The sequence below is a fragment of the Tepidicaulis sp. genome (assembly GCF_965222285.1).
Lineage (GTDB): Bacteria > Pseudomonadota > Alphaproteobacteria > Parvibaculales > Parvibaculaceae > Tepidicaulis.
Genome location: NZ_OZ244942.1, coordinates 749602 through 766939 on the forward strand (window position 1 = coordinate 749602; position 17338 = coordinate 766939).

Sequence of the window (17338 nt, forward strand, 5' to 3'; positions counted from 1 at the left end):
CGGCTTATAGGCGGGCGAATTACCGGCCCGGCTTGCCGTTAGCGCCGGCCCTGAGATAAGGGGCCGAACGGTAAGAACCGGGTAAGAACACCGCCGGGAGCTCCCGAAAGGGCTTTTTCAGAGGCCGGTCCAGAGGCCGGAAAGCGCAGCTCCCACCGTTAAAAGAGACGTCCGAGGACCCTTAGATCATGTCCAGCGATAGCAACAGCAATACCTCCGCCCCCAGCGATGCACAGGATGCAGGCGCGCGCGATTACCGCGAGACCCTGTTCCTGCCTGAAACCGACTTTCCCATGCGCGCGGGTCTTCCCCAGCGCGAGCCGGAATGGCTGGAGCGCTGGAACAAGATGGACCTTTACGCCCGCCTGCGGGAGGAAGCGAAGGACCGGCCCGCTTTCACGCTGCATGACGGCCCGCCTTACGCCAATGGCGATATTCATATCGGCCATGCGCTCAACAAGACGCTGAAGGACCTCGTCGTCAAATCCCAGCAGATGATGGGCAAGAACGCCGCTTACGTGCCCGGCTGGGACTGTCACGGCCTGCCGATCGAATGGAAGATCGAGGAAAAATACCGCAAGAAGGGCAAGAACAAGGACGAGGTGCCGCCGCTCGACTTCCGCCGCGAGTGCCGCGAGTTTGCGCAGCACTGGGTGGATGTGCAGCGCGAGCAGTTCAAGCGTCTCGGCATCATGGGCGACTGGGACAATCCCTACCTCACCATGTCTTACGACGCGGAGGCGGGCATCGTGCGCGAGTTCCAGAAGTTCCTGATGAACGGCTCGCTTTACAGAGGCTCGAAGCCGGTCATGTGGTCGGTGGTGGAAAAGACCGCGCTCGCCGAAGCCGAGGTCGAATATCAGGATCATACCTCGCCGACGATCTGGGTGAAGTTTCCGGTGCGCAAGGGACCGGCGGCTCTTGAAGGCGCGTTCATCGTTATCTGGACGACGACGCCCTGGACCATTCCGGGCAACCGCGCCGTCGCATTTTCCAAAGACATCGCCTACGGGCTTTATGAAGTCACCGACGCAGGCGAGGCGCATGGCGCGAAAGCGGGCGACAAGCTTGTGCTCGCCGATGCGCTGGCCGAAAGCGTCTTTGCCTCCGCCAAGGTCGCTTCTTTCGCGCGCAAAGCCGATGTGGCCCCAGGCGATCTTGAAGGGCTTGTCTGCGCCCACCCCTTTGCGGGTCAGGGCTATGAGTTCGACGTGCCGGTGCTGGCGGGTGATTTCGTCACCGACGATACGGGCACGGGCTTCGTGCATATCGCGCCCGGCCACGGCCAGGACGACTATATGCTCTGGGTGCAGAATTTCGGCTATAAGGGCATTCCCGAAACGGTGAACGAAGAAGGCACTTATTATGACGACGTGCCGCTTTTCGCCGGCTGTTTCGTGCTCAACCGCCAGGGCAAGGACGGCAATGCCAATAAGCGCGTCATCGAAGAGCTGATGAATGCGGGCCGTCTTCTGGCGCGCGGCAAGCTCAACCACTCCTATCCCCATTCCTGGCGCTCGAAAGCGCCGCTCATCTTCCGCAATACCGCGCAGTGGTTCGTCTCCATGGATGCGGAAATCGAGGCGGCGGGCGGCAAAAAGCTGCGCGAGGTGGCGCTTGCCGAAATCGACAAGACGCGCTTTGTGCCCGCCCGCGGGCGCAACCGTATCTATTCCATGGTCGAAGGACGCCCGGACTGGGTGCTCTCGCGCCAGCGCGCCTGGGGCGTGCCGCTTACACTTTTCGTGAAAAAGGACGACGGCTCGCTTCTGCGCGATGAAAAGGTGAATGAGCGCATTACCCTCGCGGTGGAAAAAGAAGGCGCGGATGCCTGGTTCGAACGCCCGTCCGAAGATTTTCTCGGCAATGATTACAAGGCCGAGGATTATGAAAAGGTGACGGACATTCTCGATGTCTGGTTCGATTCAGGCTCGACCCACGCTTTCGTGCTGGAGGCGCGCGGCATGCCCGTGCCCGCCGATCTTTATCTTGAAGGCTCCGACCAGCACCGCGGCTGGTTCCAGTCCTCGCTTTTGGAAAGCTGCGCAACGCGCGGCCATGCGCCTTACAAACAAGTGCTCACCCACGGCATGACCTTGACCGAGCAGGGGCACAAAATGTCCAAATCGCTCGGCAATGCGGTGGAGCCGGAGAAAATCTTCAAGCAGAACGGCGCCGACATTCTGCGCCTCTGGGTGGCGAGCACCGATTATTGGGACGATCACGGCATCGGCGACACGATCATCAAGTCGAATGTCGAAGCCTACCGCAAGCTGCGCAACACGTTCCGCTATCTGCTCGGCAATCTCTCCGGCTTCAGCGAGGAAGAACGCGTTGCGCCGGGCGATATGCCCGAGCTTGAGCGGGTAATCCTGCACCGCCTGGCCGAACTCGATGAACTGGTGCGCCGCGCTTATAATGATTACGACTTCAAGCGTGTCGTTCATCAGCTCACGAACTTCATGAATGTGGAACTTTCCGCCTTCTATTTCGATATCCGCAAAGACACGCTTTATTGCGATGCGCCCTCCTCGCTGCGCCGGCGTGCCTGCCGCACGGTGCTGGATGCGCTCTTCATGCGCCTGACGGTCTGGCTGGCGCCGGTGCTTTGCTTTACGGCGGAGGAAGTCTGGCTCTCGCGCTTCCCCTCCGACACGGACTCCGTGCATTTGCAGCTCTTCCCCGAAACGCCGGAAGGCTGGCGCGATGAGGCCTTGGCGGAGAAGTGGAAAAAGATCCGCGAACTGCGCCGCGCGGTGACGGGCGCGCTCGAGGTCGAGCGGCGCGAGAAGCGTATCGGCGCGAGCCTGGAAGCGGCCCCGGACGTCTATGTCTCCCGCCCCGAGCTGATCGAGGCGATGAAGGGTATCGATCTGGCCGAAATCTCCATCACCTCCCAGGCGCAGCTTCTGGAAGGCGAAGGCCCGGCGGAGGCGTTCCGGCTTGAGGACGTGCCCGGCGTTGCCGTGGTGCCGAAACGGGCGGAAGGGCAAAAATGCCAGCGCTCCTGGAAGATCCTGCCGGAAGTCGGCTCCGTGCCGGACTATCCGGGTCTCAGCCCCCGCGATGCGGAAGCCGTGCGCGAATATGATGCGCGGGCGCAAGGCAAGAAGGTCGAGGCATGAAGCTGCCGCAAATCAGGCCCCTCTGGGGCCGGCTCTCCGCCCTCGGCTTTGCCGTGGCTATTGCCGGGTTTTTGAGCGACCGGCTCTCCAAATGGTGGCTGCTCGATATTTACGGCATTGCCGAGCGCGGCGCCGTCGAGATAACGCCCTTTTTCAATCTGGTCATGGCCTGGAACAAGGGCGTGAGCTATGGGCTTTTTACGGCGGAGACGGCGGCGGGGCGGGCGATTCTCATCGGCTTTGCGCTGCTCGTCACGGTGCTGCTCGGCCTATGGCTTGCCCGCGTCACCAAGCCTTATATGGCCGTGGCGCTCGGCCTCATCATCGGCGGGGCGGTCGGCAACGTCTATGACCGGGTGAAATTCGGCGCGGTGGCGGATTTCTTCAGTTTTCACATCGATGACGTTTTCTACTGGTATATTTTCAATATTGCCGATGTCTGGATTGTCGCCGGTGTCGGGCTTATGCTTGTGGACGCCGTTTTTCCGGGCAAAGAGCCGGATTCGGCGGAAAAATAGCCGCGACATGTGGCGCGTTGCCGTAAAGCCGCCACTCTTATAGGGTTAGGCTGTTTTGAGGGGGAACCGGCGGACCTAACGGGCCTGCCGGCAATAATTGGAAGACAGTGATGATGCTTATCTCGAAATCCCGTCTTTTCAGCTTGAGCCTGGTGGGCGGCTTGGCGCTTGCGCTTGGCGGCTGCGGCGGCTCCTCGATCACCGAGGCGCTCGGCTATTCCAAAGACGCGCCGGATGAATTTTCCATCGTCACGAAAGCCCCGCTTTCCATCCCGCCGGATTTCTCGCTGCGTCCGCCGCGCCCGGGCGCCCAGCGCCCGCAGGAACTGCGCCCGACGGAAGCGGCCGAGCGGGCCGTCTTCGGGCGGACCACGGTGTCCGCCGATGAGCTGAGCGGCGGGCTGCGCTCCACGGGCGAGCAGGCGCTCCTCCAGCGCGCCGATGCGGTGGATGCAAGCTCCGATGTGCGCCAGCTGATTGCCGAGGAAGGCCGCGCACTGGTCGCCAAGAACGAAACTTTCGTCGATGAAGTGGTCTTCTGGCAGGAAAAGACGGCGCCCGACGAGCGCCTGGTCGATGCCGCCGAAGAAAGTCGCCGCCTGCAGCAGAACGAAGCGCTGGGCAAGCCGGTGACGGAGGGTGAGACCGCCGATATCGAACCGCGCAAAAAGGGTTGGCTGGAAGGCATTTTCTAAGCTGCCACGTCTTCAAAGCCGCGTGTCCCTCTCTTCCCGATATGGGCCTCAGAGCGGGCCGCGGCTTTTTCGTGCCCGCTTTTATGGCCCAAGATTTTGGCATCGGGCCGCGGCAGCTTATCTTTCCTAATGTTCATTTGCTGTGAGGGGCAGAATCCGGGCATCCTCACGGGCATGCTAGGAAATGGAGTTTTCCAATGACAAACGGGGCCTCGACGCCCGCGCGCGCCGCACGGTTTTTAACGGCCCCTGCCTTTAGACATGCAGGCGCGGCGCTTCTTCTCGCCTTTGCGCTGAGCGCATGTGACGAGGCGCCGGAAGAAAAGGCTGAAGCCCCGGCGCAAAGCGAGGAAGCGGGCGCTGCCGGAAGCGCGGCGCAGCCGCTGCCGGCCAGCACCGAACCCCGCCGGGCCGGGGAAGGCCCGCTTGCCCCGGAAGTCTTCACCCTTGCCAATGGGCTCGATGTGGTCGTCATTACCGACACGCGCGCCCCCGTCGTCACGCATATGGTCTGGTACCGGGTGGGCGCGGCGGATGAAGCGCCGGGTAAATCCGGCATCGCGCATTTCCTCGAGCATCTGATGTTCAAGGGCACGGACGAATTGCAGCCGGGCGAGTTCTCTCAGATCGTCGCGCGCAATGGCGGCCAGGAAAACGCTTTTACCTCTTCCGATTACACCGCTTATTACCAGCGTGTCGCCAAGGACCGCCTGCCCATCGTCATGAAGATGGAAGCGGACCGGATGAGCGATCTGCAGCTTTCCGACAATGTGGTGATGCCCGAGCGGCGCGTCATTTTGGAAGAGCGCCGGGCGCGGATCGAAAACAACCCGCAAAGCATTCTGGCCGAGCAGATGGAAGCGGCGCTTTACCAGTCCCATCCTTATGGCATTCCGGTGATCGGCTGGCGGCATGAAATCGCCAAACTGACGACGGAAGACGCGATCGATTTTTACAATCAATATTACAGCCCCGATAACGCCATTCTGATCGTCGCGGGCGACATCACGGCGGAAGAACTGCGCCCGCTTGCCGAAGAATATTATGGCGCGGTCGCCTCGCGCGGCTTGCGGGCCGAGCGTGTGCGCCCCGGCGAGCCGCAGCCTGTCGCCGCGCGCCGTGTCGATCTGGTGGATGAGCGCGCGAGCCAGCCGGTGCTGCAGCGCTATTATCTCGCCCCTTCCTATGCGCGGGCGGAAAAGCGCACGGGGCCTGCCATCGAATTGCTGAGCACCTTGCTTGGCGGCGGAACGACGAGCCGGCTTTATAAAAATCTCGTGGTCGAGCAGGGCGTTGCCGCTTCCGCAGGCGCCTGGTATGTGGGCTCGACCCTCGATGACGGGCGCTTCGGCCTTTATGTTTCCCCGCGCCCCGGCACCTCGCTGGAAGATGCCGAAGCCGCGCTCGATGCCGAAATCGAACGGCTCTTTGCCGAGGGCTTTAGCGATGAGGAACTGGAGCGGGCGCGCACCTTGCTGCTTGCGGAGGCGACCTATGCCCGTGACAGCCAGGAAGACATGGCCCGTATTTTCGGCACGACGCTGACCACCGGCGGCACGGTGGAAGACGTCATCGACTGGCCGGAACGTGTGCGCGGCGTCACGAAGGAAGACGTCATGGCGGCAGCCCGTCTCATTTTCGATAAACGCCGGTCCGTCACGGGCACGTTGCGGCCGGGGAGTGATACATGATCCAGGTTTTTTCCCGGCTGCTGCCGGCGCTTGGCGCGCTGGCGCTGCTTCTTGCCTATGCGGTTCCTGCCTCCGCCCTCGATATTCAGCGCGTCGTCAGCGATAAGGGCATCGAGGCCTGGCTCGTGGAAGAACATGCGGTACCGCTCATCGTCATGGAAGCGGCCTGGGATGCTGGCTCTGCCCAGGACCCGGAAGGCAAGGAAGGCCTGTCGGTCATGCTTGCCTCGCTCATGGATGAAGGGGCGGGCGAGCTTGACAGTCAGGCCTATCAGCGCGCTCTGGCCGAGCTTGCCGTGCAGCTTGGCTTCAATGCCAACCGCGACACGCTGGATGTGAAGCTGAAAACGCTGAGCGAGAACCGGGACGCGGCTTTCGCCTTGCTCAAAAAAGCGCTGGAAGAACCGCGCTTCGATGAAGAAGCGGTGGCGCGCATCCGCGATCAGCTGAAAGTCGCGGTCGCCCGCGACCTCGATAATCCCGGCGATATTGCCTCGCGCGCCTGGTATGAGGCAGCGCTGGGCGGTCATCCTTATGCCCGGCCCACCAAGGGCACGGAAGAAACGCTTTCCGCCATTACCCGCGCGGATATTGCCGATGCCCATAAAAGGCTCATCGCGCGCGGTAATCTGCATGTCGCGGTCGTGGGCGATATCGATGCCGGGACGCTGAAAAAACTGCTCGATGACACGTTCGGGAACCTGCCGGAAAAGCGTGACGGGCGCGAGATTGCCGATGTGAAAGTGAATGCGGAAGGGCGCACGGAGGTCATCCGCCGCGACATTCCCCAAAGCGTGGCGATTTTCGGCCATGGCGGGATCAAGCGGGACGACCCGGATTTTATTCCCGCCTTCATCATGAACCACATTCTGGGCGGCGGCAGCTTTACCTCCCGGCTGATGTCGGAAGTGCGTGAGAAACGCGGCCTTGCCTATTCCGTGGTCAGTTATTTCTATCCGCTCGACCATACCGGCCTCTATGTCGGGCAGGTGGCGACGGAAAACGCCCGCGTTGCCGAATCTTTGGACATTATCCGCGCAGAAATCGCGCGGATGGCCGAAGAAGGCGTCAGCGAAGCGGAGCTGGAAGATGCCAAGACCTATCTGACGGGCTCTTATCCCTTGCGGTTCGATTCGAACGAAAAGATCGCCGCGCAGCTTATCGGCCTGCAGCTCGGCGGCCTGCCCATCACCTATGTCGATGAGCGCAACGAGATGATCAACGCGGTGACGAAAGAGGATATCGCCCGCGTCGCGGAGCGTCTGCTGCACCCGGAAGAGCTTATCGTCACGGTGGTCGGCCAGCCGGAAGGCATCGAGCCCGCGGCCGCAAGCAGCGCCCCCGCTGAGGAAACATCCGCAGCCGAGTAAAGCGCGCGTTCCGGGCTGGCTGCGCGCGGGTCTTTTGGGTAGGATTTTTGAGGAACGGTGTCTGGGGCCGTTCTTCAAGATCATACCGGGATGAGTTTTTTGCCATACCACCATGAGATCACCCGCTGCCTTGAAAGCGCAGGCTTGCCGGAAATCGTTTTCAAGGATCATCTGGCGCGGGCGAGCGAAGCTGCCAAGCGGCTGCGCGCCGAGGTGAAGCAGGGCGGCCTTGCCATGCTGACCATCGCGCGCGAAAGCGCCGATATCGCCGCGATGGAAGAGGTGGCGGCGCATCTTTTGAAAAACACCTCCGACCTTGTGGTGCTCGGCACCGGCGGCTCCAGCCTCGGGGCGCAGGCGCTCGCGCAGCTGACGGGCTGGAATGTTGCAGGCCACCTGCCTGCGGCAGGTGAGGGGCAAGCCTCCCCGCGCTTTCATTTTCCCGACAATCTCGATGCGGGGTCCATGGAGGCGGTGCTTAGCGGGCTCGATTTGCGCAGCACGCGGTTTCTCGTCGTCTCCAAATCGGGCGGCACCGCCGAAACGCTGATGCAGATGCTTGCCGCCATGAGCGCCATTGAAGCGGCAGGCGGCGGTAAATATATGAGCCAGCATTTCGCCGTGCTGACGGAACCGGCAAAACCCGGCAAGGAAAACCCGCTGCGCCAGATCGCCGAAGCGCGGGGCTTTCCGCTTCTGGATCATCACACCGGCATTGGCGGGCGCTTTTCGGTTCTCTCCAATGTCGGGCTGCTGCCCGCGCGGCTGATGGGCCTTGACGCGGGCAAGGTGCGCGAAGGGGCGCTTGGCGTGCTGGACGGCGTGCTTGAAAGCAATGACGCCGCGCCCGTTCAAGGCGCCGCGCTTTGCGATGCGCAGGTCTCCTTTCAGAAAACCGCGATCCATATTCTCTGGCCCTATATTTCCCGGCTTGAAAAATTCGGCCTCTGGTACCGCCAGCTTTGGGGGGAGAGCCTGGGCAAAGAAAGCTGCGGCACCTTGCCGGCCTTCGGCCTCGGCCCGGTCGATCAGCACAGCCAGCTGCAGCTTTATCTGGCAGGCCCGAAAGACAAGGCCTTCACGATTATCACCGCCCCGGCGGCAGGCACGGGGCCTGAAGTTTCAGTCGCCCTCGCCAAAGAATGCGGGCTTGAGCTTTTTGCCGGGCGCCGGATCGGCGATCTCGTGGAGGCCGAGCAGCGCGCGACCATAGAAACCCTGTCGCGGGCAGGGTGTCCGGTGCGCGAAATCGCGCTTTCGGCCCTCGATGAGCGCGGGCTTGGCGCGCTTTTCATGCATTTCATGATCGAGACGATCCTGACCGGCTATATGTGGGGCATCGATCCCTTCGATCAGCCGGCTGTGGAAGAAGGAAAGGTTCTGGCGCGCGAATATCTGGCTACAATGGCCACATGAGTCGCATCCGCAAGCTTTCAGAAGGGACGATCAACCGCATCGCCGCGGGGGAGGTCGTCGAGCGTCCGGCCAGCGCCGTCAAGGAGTTGACCGAAAACGCCATCGATGCCGGGGCACGCCATATCGACATTACGATTTCGGCAGGCGGTAAAAACCTCATCCAGATCAGCGATGATGGCTGCGGCATGGACGCGGAGGAGCTCACGCTTGCCGTGCAGCGCCACGCAACCTCCAAGCTGAAACTGGACGGGGCGGGCCGCGAGGATTTGCTCAATATCGCAAGCCTCGGGTTCAGAGGCGAGGCGCTGCCTTCCATCGGCGCGGTGGCCCGGCTTGCCATCACCTCGCGCCCGAGCGCGGATCAAACCGCCTGCCGCATCGAGGTGGAAGGCGGCAGGGTGGGGGCAGCCGAACCGGCTGCAGGGCCCATCGGCACGCGGGTGGAAGTGCGCGATCTTTTCTTTGCCACGCCCGCCCGGCTGAAATTCCTGAAGTCGGACAGGGCCGAGACCCAGGCCGTTTCCGACGTCGTGAAACGCCTTGCCATGGCGCATCCGGAAATCGGCTTCACCCTCGTCAGCGAAGGGCGCCATCTACTGCGCCTGCCTGCCGAAGCGCCGGGCAAGGAGGGCTGGCTGGCGCGGCTTGCCGGGATCATGGGCGAGGAATTTCGTCTCAACGCCCTGCCCATCGAGGCGGTGCGCGAAGGGGTACGGCTGGAAGGCTTTGCGGGCTTGCCGACATTCAACCGCGGCACCGCCCAGCACCAATATCTCTTCGTCAATGGCCGCCCGGTGCGCGACAAGCTGCTTGTCGGCGCGGTGCGCGGCGCTTACGCAGATTTTCTCGCCCGCCAGCGCCATCCCGTCGTTGCGCTTTTTGTCGATATCGACACGGCGGAAGTGGATGTGAACGTCCATCCGGCCAAGACCGAAGTCCGCTTCCGCGATGCGGGCCTCGTGCGCGGGCTGATTGTGGGCGCGCTGCGCCTGGCGCTTACCGAAGCCGGGCACAGGGCCTCGACCACCGTCGCCGAAACGGCGCTCTCGTCGCTCCGCCCGGAACCCCTTGGCTCGGAACTGAGGGGGCAGGAGGCAGGCTTCAATGCGCCGGGGGCAGCGCCCTGGCAGGGCCATCCGCTTTCATCCACGCCGCCTGCCTCTTATGCCTATGCCGCCCGCCCCGGCACCGAGGCGCAGGCCGGTTTTGCCGGGCTCGGCCAGAGCGCCCAGGTGGAGCCCGCCCTGGCGCAAGAACAGCGGCAAGTGCCCGGCAGCGCAGATTATCCGCTTGGGGTGGCACGCGGCCAGCTCCACGCCACTTACGTGATTTCCCAGACGGCGGACGGTATCGTCATTGTCGATCAGCACGCCGCCCATGAACGCCTTGTCTATGAGCGGATGAAAAAGGCCATGGCGGCGCGGGGCATTCCGCGCCAATTGCTGCTCATTCCCGAAGTCGTCGATCTCGACGGGAACGGCGCCGAGCGCCTTTGCGCGCGGGCCGGGGAACTGGCCGAGCTCGGCTTCGTGCTTGAGCCGTTCGGTGAGGGCGCGGTGGTGGTGCGCGAGGTGCCGGGCATTCTCGGCAAGCTCGATGTGCAGGCTCTGGTGCGCGATCTTGCCGACGATCTGACCGAACTCGACGAGGCGCTTTCGCTGAAAGAGCGGCTGGAAGATGTTTGCGGCACCATCGCCTGTCATGGTTCGGTGCGCGCCGGGCGGCGGCTGAGCGGGGAAGAGATGAACGCGCTCCTGCGTGAAATGGAGGAAACACCCCATTCCGGTCAGTGCAATCATGGCAGACCGACCTATGTCGAACTTAAACTATCCGATATTGAACGGCTTTTCGGGCGTCGCTAAACGCAAAGCCCGGCAAGGATTTCCTATCGATCCGTAATCGGATCACATCTTTGTTATGCCCTCCTAAAATTTACGAAAGCACAAGGTTCCCCGGCGGAAGCTGGCGGCCAAGGGATTTGCCTTGCCGTCTTTCCCGACACGCAAGGCCAATGGGTGGGGGTTTTGATGCCAGGAAAATTTCTGACACGTCTTTTTGTGGCGGCGGCCATGGTCTGCGCTGGCGCGGGTGCGCTTCAGGCGCAAGAGGCAGCCGTGCCGGAGGCGCTCAAGGCGCAATATAAGCGTCCCGAGGCCATTCCTTTTCCGGCCCGCGCGCCTTACAGCCCGCAGCTCGCAACGCTTGGCAAGATGCTGTTCTTCGATCCGCGTTTGTCCGGCGCGAAGAACATGAACTGCGCGACCTGCCACAACCCTTCTTTCGGCTATGAAGCGCCGGTGGACCTGTCGGTCGGGGCGCTGCGCACGAAACTGCCGCGCCATTCCCCGACGATTTTGAACGCCGCCTGGGTGAGCCCTAATTTCTGGGACGGGCGCGCCGCCAGCCTTGAAGAACAGGCCGCCGGGCCCATCAGCACGCCGGCGGAAATGGACGGCAAGTTCCACGACATCGTGCCGGATCTTGAAGCGGTGCCTGAATATGAGCACTGGTTCGGCGTGCTTTTCCCGGATGAGGGTGTGACCCGCGAGAATATTTTGACCGCCATCGCCACCTATGAGCGCACGGTTGTTTCCGGCTGGGCGCCTTTCGACCGTTGGGTGGACGGCGAGGAAAATGCCATCAGCGAAGAGGCGAAGCGCGGCTTCCTGCTTTTCACCGGCAAAGCCAATTGCGCGGCCTGCCATACGGGCTGGAATTTTACCGACAACAAGTTCCACGATATCGGCCTTGCGACGGAAGATGAAGGCCGGGCGGCGCTTGAGCCATCAAACCTGAAAGCAAAGCATGCCTTCAAGACGCCGGGCCTGCGCAACCTGACTTACCGCGCCCCCTTCATGCATAACGGCTCCGTGCCGGACCTGGAAAGCGTCATCGTTCATTACATGTCCGGCGGCATTCCCCGGCCTTCGCTTGCCAATGAAATGCAGCCTGTTGACCTAAGCGAGGACGAACAAAAAGAGCTCATTGCTTTTCTGCTCTCGCTCACCGCCGACCGTACGGTCAACACAACCCCGCTTCTGCCGAATTGAGGCCCGTCATGCTGGATATGAAATCCGTTCGATTTAAAATTCTGATGCCCGTTCTCGCGGTCATCGCGCTGGCGGTCGTCTCTGCCGCTGCCCTTGTCTGGACGGCGCAAAGCGGCTTTTCGAGCCTCGCTGAAACGGCGGAGAAGGGGCTTTCAAGCTCCCGCCAGAGCCTTTCCCTGCTCGGCCAGTTCGAACGCGCGGATGCGGCGGTCGCCGATGTGCTGGCCATGAATACGATCCAGAGCGCGGAGACGATCCGGCAGAATTATGAAACGAAAATCGCGCCCTTGAGCGGCGCCATAGACGCCTTGAAAGCGCTGACCGTTTCGGATGAGGCACAGGCGAAGGCCGACGAACTGGCGGCGCTTGTTTCTGCTTGGCGGGCCAATGTACGCATTGTGCTGGGGCTCGATCAGAGCGGACAGGTGCCGACCTCGCATCTGATCGACCGGCAGCGCGGTGAGATTCATACTGCCATTGAAGAGTTCCGCCAGTTGATTGCCGCCGACGTGACGAGCGAAATGAGTGCGGCGGAAAGCGCCTTTACCCGCTCGATTCTGATCGCATTGGGTCTTGGCGGGCTCCTTTCGCTGGGCTGCGGCGTCATGGCCTGGCGCACGGCGCATAATATTTCCTCGCCCCTTATCGCGCTTGGCCGGGACGCCGACGCGCTTTCCAAGGGTGATCTTAATGTAGCGGTAGGCACGCTGGAGCGTGACGACGAGATCGGGCTTCTCGACGGGGCGATGGGCCGCTTCAAGGCGGCGCTTGTCGAGCAGCGCGGAATGCGGGAGGAAGCCGACCGCGAGCGCGCGCAAAAAGAAAAACGTGCCAATCAAATGGACGCGCTTATCAAGGATTTCCATGGGCAGATTGCCGATGTCCTGAAATCGCTGTCCGCCGCCGTTCATGAAATGGAGGCAACGGCGCAGGACATGTCCCATTCGGTGGGCGACGCGAAAGGGCGTTCGGAAGAGGTTGTCTCTGCAGCGCGCGCGGCGGGCGACAATGTGCGGGAGATTTCGAGCTCCTCGGACGAGCTGCTCGCTTCCATCACCAATATCGGCAATCTGATGCGCGGCACCAACGAGACCGTGCGCAAGGCCGATGCCCGCACCCGCGAAATGGAAGAGCAGGTCGAAGAGCTGACCCGCGCCGTGGACCGGATCTCCGAGGCGATGGGGCTTATCACCGAAATCGCCAATCAGACGAACCTTCTGGCACTCAATGCCACGATCGAGGCGGCGCGGGCGGGCGAGCTCGGCAAGGGTTTTGCCGTTGTCGCCTCCGAGGTCAAAGCGCTTTCGACGCAGACGCAGAACGCCTCCGATGAAGTGCGCTCCGTGATCGACCAATTGCAGAAGGTGCTCGGTTCTTCTGTCACCAAGATTACCGAAAGCCGCGAAGCGATGCAGGAACTTGGTAAGGTCTCGACGGAGGTCGAAGCCGCCATCGAGCAGCAATCGACTTTCACGAGCCATATCACAAGCTCGGTGCATGATGTGGCGCGCGGCACGGAGCAGGTTGTCGGTGATCTTACCCAGGTGAATGATAGCGCTTCGAAGGCGACGGAGCTTGCCGGGCGCACCCATGAAAGCACGCGCCAGCTCATGGTTCGCTCCGAGGAGATCGACCAGTTCGTGAAAGTCTTCCTGGATGAAATCCGCGCGGCTTAACGGCTAGTCGCCGCTGCCGAGATCGAGCGGCGCACGCAGGAAGAAGAGCGACGTGTCGCCATAATCGCGCCGGTCGAGAAGCGTAAAGGCAGCGGGCGGGGTAAAATCCGCCCGCTTGGCTTCTTCCAGAACGACAAGCGCGCCGGGGGCGAGCCAGTCCCCTTCAAGGGCGCCGATAAGCGCTTTCTCGCCAAGCCCCTGACCGTAAGGCGGATCGGCGAAAACGATATGAAAGGCCGGGCCGACACTGCCGGGCCGGGGCCCGAGCTTTGTGGCATCGCGCCGGTAAATCTTCGAGCAGCCCATCAGGCCGAGCGTGTCCGCATTCTCGCGGATGAGGCCGCGCGAGGCGGGATGGTCGTCCACGAAAAGCGCAAAAGCCGCGCCGCGCGAGAGCGCCTCGAAACCGAGTGCGCCGGTGCCGGCGAAAAGATCGAGCACCCGCAATTCTTCGAAATCGGTTTCGATTGCCTCGGCATGGGCGAGGATGTTGAAAAGAGATTCGCGGGTGCGGTCCGTGGTCGGGCGGATACGCGTGTCTTTCGGCGCCGCCAGGGACCGGCCCTTAAGGGCGCCGCCGACGATGCGCATCCGGGCGTCCTTTCTTATCGCTGCCGCCTTGCCCGGTTTTGGATCCGGCCGGGGCTCTGGCGGGGCGTTTGGCTTGCGGTTTGCCTTGAGATTTCGGGCGGGACGGGGACTTGCCGCGCGGGGTCTCTTCCAAAAGCGCGTCCATTACATGGGAGGGCTTGGAAGCGCGGCGCGGGCGTCCTTGCCCCGCCGGTTTGCCAGCCTCTTTGCCGGGGCTTTTCCCTGCAGCCGCCGGGTTCTTGCCCTTATAGCCGCTGCGGTAGGGCTTGCCTTTGGAAGGCGCGCGGGCGGGCGTGCCGGGACGGGAGGCGGCGCGCGTGGCGGCAGGCTCATCGTCCTGGATCATGGAGACATCCGCCCCTTCCGCGCCCATCTGCTCGCGCAGAACCTTGGCGGGGATTTGGCGCACTGTGCCTTCTTCCAGATCGCCGAGCTGGAAAGGCCCGTAGGAAAGGCGGATCAGCCGGTTCACGGTAAGCCCGAGGGCGCCGAGAACGTTTTTCACTTCCCGGTTCTTGCCCTCTTTCAGCTTCATGGTGATCCAGACGTTGGAACCTTTTTGCCTGTCGAGCACCGCTTCGATGGCGCCGTAGCGCACGCCTTCCACCTCGATGCCGTCTTTCAGCGCATCGAGAGCAGCTTGATCGATCTTGCCGAAGGCGCGCACACGGTAGCGCCGTGTCCAGCCGGTCGAGGGCAGTTCCAGATGGCGGGCAAGCTCACCGTCATTCGTCAGGAGCAGAAGGCCCTCGGTGTTCACATCGAGCCGGCCGACAGAGATGACGCGCGGCAGCGTTTTGGGCAGCGCGTCGAAAACGGTGGGCCGTCCTTGCGGGTCCTTATGGGTTGTCACCAGGCCGCGGGGCTTGTGATAGCGCCAGACCTTGGTGGGCTCGGCGCCCGCAATGGGTTTGCCGTCCACCTCGATGTTATCGCGCGGGGTGACATTGATCGCGGGGCTTGTCAGCTTCTGCCCGTTCAAGGACACTCGCCCTGCCTCGATCAGCCGTTCCGCTTCCCGGCGCGAGGCAATGCCGGCGCGGGCCAGCACCTTGGCGATGCGCTCACTTTTCGGCGCGCCTTTTGCCGCGCCGGAGGCGGCGGCAGGCGCGCCTTTGGCCGAAGCCGCTTTGGGCGCGGCCTTGAACGCAGCTTTAGGCGCAGCTGGACGACTGGAGAATGTGCGGGGGCTGCCCCGGGAAAGGCGCTTCTTGTCTGTCATGGGCTCTTCATAGCAGGAAGCTTGACGCCAGACGAGAGAGGACGGCAGGGTCTTTGAATGTTTCGTATCGTGAAAAAGAGGGCGGGCCAGTGAGTGTGGAAGCGAGCCCCCCCGTGAGCCCCATGCAAAGGGCCCTGGAAGAGGCAAGAGCGGCGGCAGAGCGCGGTGAGGTTCCGGTCGGCGCGGTTATCCTTGGGCCGGAGGGCGAGGTTCTGGCGGCGGCAGGTAACCGCACGCTGGAAGAGAAAGACCCGACCGCTCATGCCGAAATTCTGGCCATCCGGGCGGCGGCCCGCGCGCTCGGCTCGGAGCGGCTGATCGGCTGCGATCTTTACGTGACGCTGGAGCCCTGCGCTATGTGCGCGGGCGCGATTTCCTTCGCCCGTATCCGCCGGCTCTATTACGGCGCCGAGGACCCCAAGGGCGGCGGCGTCGATCACGGGCCCCGGTTTTTCAACCAAGCGACCTGCCATCACCGCCCGGATGTTTACGGCGGGATCGGCGAGCGGGAGGCGGCGGAGCTCCTTAAGGCGTTTTTTGCGGATAAACGGGGCTGAAATCCGCCTTTTTTGCCCTTTTCCACAAGGATTGAATCCGCCTTTTGCGTGATTTGGCCGGGCAGAAGGAGTATGGTCGGCCATCGACATTAGCAACAGGGCGGGTAACGCCCGCCATAACCAAAAGGGGAGACGGAATGGAATTCGCTTATTCCGATAAAACCAAAGAACTTCAGGACCGGCTGAACCGGTTCATGGACCAATATGTCTATCCGAACGAGAAGACATATAACGAGCAGATGGAAGCCTTCGGCCAGGACCGCTGGCAGGTGCCGCAGATCATCGAAGATCTGAAGGTCAAGGCGAAGGAAGAGGGCCTGTGGAACCTGTTCCTGCCCGAATCCGAGCGTGGCGGCGGGCTGACGAACCTTGAATACGCGCCGCTCTGCGAAATCATGGGCCGTGTCGGCTGGGCGTCCGAAGTTTTCAACTGCGCCGCGCCTGACACCGGCAACATGGAAGTGATCGAGCGCTACGGCAACGACCGCCACAAGAAAGAATGGCTGGAGCCGCTGCTGGAAGGCAAGATCCGCTCCGCCTTCTTGATGACGGAACCGGCTGTGGCTTCTTCCGACGCCACCAACATCGAAACCCGCATCGAGCGGGACGGCGATGAATACGTCATCAACGGCCGCAAATGGTGGTCCTCGGGCGTCGGCGATCCGCGCTGCAAAATCGCCATCGTGATGGGCAAGACCGACCCGAATGCCGAAAAGCATCGCCAGCAGTCGCAGATTCTGGTGCCGCTCGACACGCCGGGCATCAAGATCGTTCGTATGCTGCCGGTCTTCGGCTATGACGATGCCCCGCACGGCCATGCCGAAGTGATCCTGGAAAATGTCCGCGTCCCCGCCGAGAACCTGCTTTTGGGTGAAGGCCGCGGCTTCGAGATCGCGCAAGGCCGCCTTGGACCAGGCCGTATTCACCACTGCATGCGCACCATCGGCGTTGCCGAGCGCGCGCTGGAAAAAATGTGCCAGCGCCTTCTCACCCGTACCGCGTTCGGCAAGAAGATCGCCGATCACTCGGTTTGGGAGCAACGCGTTGCCGAAGCCCGCATCGACATCGAAATGGCCCGCCTTCTGACGCTGAAAGCGGCCTATATGATGGACACGGTGGGCAATAAGGTGGCCCGTGCCGAGATCGCCATGATCAAAGTGGCCGCGCCCCGCGTGGCGCTGAAAGTCATCGACGATGCGATCCAGGCCCATGGCGGCGGCGGTGTCACTTCTGACTTCGGCCTTGCAAAAATGTATGCGGGCATGCGCACGCTGCGTCTGGCCGACGGTCCGGATGAAGTGCACAACCGGACGATCGCACAGCTTGAATTCAAGAAATTCCGTGAGCAGCTGAAAGCCGCTGCCGAGTGAGTGCGGATTGCTATTGAATGACAGGACGGCCGGGCCCACATAAGCCCGGCCGTTTTG

Annotated in this window: 13 protein-coding genes; 11 read left to right on the plus strand and 2 right to left on the minus strand. The window is 62.4% G+C overall.

Annotated features, from left to right (window positions below):
* Positions 1-188 precede the first annotated feature (188 nt).
* The 9 genes from ileS (at position 189) to ACOQOT_RS03580 (ending at position 13541) form a co-directional block, all read left to right on the plus strand.
* Positions 189-3125, plus strand: coding sequence for an isoleucine--tRNA ligase (ileS, locus tag ACOQOT_RS03540; RefSeq protein WP_420560999.1), 2937 nt, complete (start codon positions 189-191; stop codon positions 3123-3125).
* Positions 3122-3643 carry a signal peptidase II gene (lspA, locus tag ACOQOT_RS03545; RefSeq protein WP_420561000.1) on the plus strand — a complete coding sequence of 174 codons (522 nt, stop codon included), beginning with the start codon at positions 3122-3124 and terminating at the stop codon, positions 3641-3643. Before ileS ends, lspA begins: the two co-directional genes overlap by 4 nt.
* Positions 3644-3753: 110 nt before the next feature.
* A complete protein-coding gene (locus tag ACOQOT_RS03550) occupies positions 3754-4338 on the plus strand; it encodes a DUF3035 domain-containing protein (RefSeq protein WP_420561001.1) in 585 nt (194 codons plus the stop codon).
* A gap of 197 nt (positions 4339-4535) precedes the next feature.
* The gene (locus ACOQOT_RS03555) at positions 4536-6029 is read left to right on the plus strand and encodes a M16 family metallopeptidase (RefSeq protein WP_420561002.1); all 1494 of its coding nucleotides are present in this window, start codon (positions 4536-4538) and stop codon (positions 6027-6029) included.
* Positions 6026-7399, plus strand: a complete 1374-nt coding sequence (locus ACOQOT_RS03560) for a M16 family metallopeptidase (protein ID WP_420561003.1) — start codon at positions 6026-6028, stop codon at positions 7397-7399. Before ACOQOT_RS03555 ends, ACOQOT_RS03560 begins: the two co-directional genes overlap by 4 nt.
* A 90-nt stretch (positions 7400-7489) precedes the next feature.
* The gene (locus ACOQOT_RS03565; RefSeq protein ID WP_420561004.1) at positions 7490-8815 is read left to right on the plus strand and encodes a glucose-6-phosphate isomerase; all 1326 of its coding nucleotides are present in this window, start codon (positions 7490-7492) and stop codon (positions 8813-8815) included.
* Positions 8812-10677, plus strand: coding sequence for a DNA mismatch repair endonuclease MutL (gene mutL / locus ACOQOT_RS03570; protein WP_420561005.1), 1866 nt, complete (start codon positions 8812-8814; stop codon positions 10675-10677). Before ACOQOT_RS03565 ends, mutL begins: the two co-directional genes overlap by 4 nt.
* 165 nt (positions 10678-10842) lie before the next feature.
* A complete protein-coding gene (locus ACOQOT_RS03575; RefSeq protein WP_420561006.1) occupies positions 10843-11865 on the plus strand; it encodes a cytochrome-c peroxidase in 1023 nt (340 codons plus the stop codon).
* Positions 11866-11873: 8 nt separating this feature from the next.
* A complete protein-coding gene (locus ACOQOT_RS03580) occupies positions 11874-13541 on the plus strand; it encodes a methyl-accepting chemotaxis protein (protein WP_420561007.1) in 1668 nt (555 codons plus the stop codon).
* 3 nt (positions 13542-13544) lie between these two features.
* On the opposite strand, the gene rsmD is transcribed toward ACOQOT_RS03580, so the two are convergent.
* A complete protein-coding gene (gene rsmD, locus ACOQOT_RS03585; protein ID WP_420561008.1) occupies positions 13545-14132 on the minus strand; it encodes a 16S rRNA (guanine(966)-N(2))-methyltransferase RsmD in 588 nt (195 codons plus the stop codon).
* Positions 14107-15354 (minus strand): pseudouridine synthase, encoded by a 1248-nt coding sequence (locus ACOQOT_RS03590; protein ID WP_420561009.1) that lies wholly within the window; start codon positions 15352-15354, stop codon positions 14107-14109. Before ACOQOT_RS03590 ends, rsmD begins: the two co-directional genes overlap by 26 nt.
* Before the next feature lie 122 nt (positions 15355-15476).
* Between ACOQOT_RS03590 and ACOQOT_RS03595 the strand changes: the two genes are divergently transcribed.
* Together ACOQOT_RS03595 and ACOQOT_RS03600 are read left to right on the plus strand one after the other, a co-directional pair.
* The gene (locus ACOQOT_RS03595; protein ID WP_420561902.1) at positions 15477-15911 is read left to right on the plus strand and encodes a nucleoside deaminase; all 435 of its coding nucleotides are present in this window, start codon (positions 15477-15479) and stop codon (positions 15909-15911) included.
* A 137-nt stretch (positions 15912-16048) separates the two neighbouring features.
* On the plus strand, positions 16049-17281 hold the full coding sequence (locus ACOQOT_RS03600; protein WP_420561010.1) for an acyl-CoA dehydrogenase family protein: 1233 nt from the start codon (positions 16049-16051) through the stop codon (positions 17279-17281).
* The last annotated feature ends 57 nt before the right edge of the window (positions 17282-17338 follow it).

Excerpts from the sequence above, each read along its gene's own strand:
- ACOQOT_RS03565 (WP_420561004.1), top strand. The coding sequence starts at position 7,490 with ATGAGTTTTTTGCCATACCACCATGAGATCACCCGCTGCCTTGAAAGC.
- ACOQOT_RS03560 (WP_420561003.1), top strand. The coding sequence starts at position 6,026 with ATGATCCAGGTTTTTTCCCGGCTGCTGCCGGCGCTTGGCGCGCTGGCG.
- ACOQOT_RS03600 (WP_420561010.1), top strand. The coding sequence starts at position 16,049 with ATGGAATTCGCTTATTCCGATAAAACCAAAGAACTTCAGGACCGGCTG.
- lspA (WP_420561000.1), top strand. The coding sequence starts at position 3,122 with ATGAAGCTGCCGCAAATCAGGCCCCTCTGGGGCCGGCTCTCCGCCCTC.
- ACOQOT_RS03575 (WP_420561006.1), top strand. The coding sequence starts at position 10,843 with ATGCCAGGAAAATTTCTGACACGTCTTTTTGTGGCGGCGGCCATGGTC.
- ACOQOT_RS03580 (WP_420561007.1), top strand. The coding sequence starts at position 11,874 with ATGCTGGATATGAAATCCGTTCGATTTAAAATTCTGATGCCCGTTCTC.
- ACOQOT_RS03590 (WP_420561009.1), bottom strand. The coding sequence starts at position 15,354 with ATGACAGACAAGAAGCGCCTTTCCCGGGGCAGCCCCCGCACATTCTCC.
- ACOQOT_RS03595 (WP_420561902.1), top strand. The coding sequence starts at position 15,477 with ATGCAAAGGGCCCTGGAAGAGGCAAGAGCGGCGGCAGAGCGCGGTGAG.
- ACOQOT_RS03555 (WP_420561002.1), top strand. The coding sequence starts at position 4,536 with ATGACAAACGGGGCCTCGACGCCCGCGCGCGCCGCACGGTTTTTAACG.
- ileS (WP_420560999.1), top strand. The coding sequence starts at position 189 with ATGTCCAGCGATAGCAACAGCAATACCTCCGCCCCCAGCGATGCACAG.
- ACOQOT_RS03550 (WP_420561001.1), top strand. The coding sequence starts at position 3,754 with ATGATGCTTATCTCGAAATCCCGTCTTTTCAGCTTGAGCCTGGTGGGC.
- rsmD (WP_420561008.1), bottom strand. The coding sequence starts at position 14,132 with ATGCGCATCGTCGGCGGCGCCCTTAAGGGCCGGTCCCTGGCGGCGCCG.
- mutL (WP_420561005.1), top strand. The coding sequence starts at position 8,812 with ATGAGTCGCATCCGCAAGCTTTCAGAAGGGACGATCAACCGCATCGCC.